We start from the raw sequence: 229 nt of genomic DNA on the forward strand, positions 1-229 counted from the left end.
CTCACGGCGCTTTGCCCGGCTGTCGCTGCAGGGCGAATTCCTGGTGATGGAGATGGACGTGGTGGTGGCCGGCGTCGGCGAGACCCACCTGCGCAGCCAGCTGGAGCTGTGGGATCGGTTGCTGCAGGAGTTCATCGTCTACCTGCGCGAATACAGCCAGCAGGCGGCCCAGTTGCAGGCGCAGGCCGAAGCGCCCCAGGCGGCGCAAAGCCAACCCCGGGAAGAGGCG

Annotated in this window: 1 protein-coding gene; it reads left to right on the forward strand. The window is 68.1% G+C overall.

The genetic code is table 11. The features are described 5' to 3' along the window. A partial coding sequence (locus R0J88_RS24175; RefSeq protein ID WP_410901483.1) for a hypothetical protein occupies window positions 1-229 on the forward strand: 229 nt, incomplete at both ends.

The organism is Pseudoalteromonas sp. SIMBA_162, from assembly GCF_046535955.1.
Classification (GTDB): domain Bacteria; phylum Pseudomonadota; class Gammaproteobacteria; order Enterobacterales; family Alteromonadaceae; genus Pseudoalteromonas; species Pseudoalteromonas marina.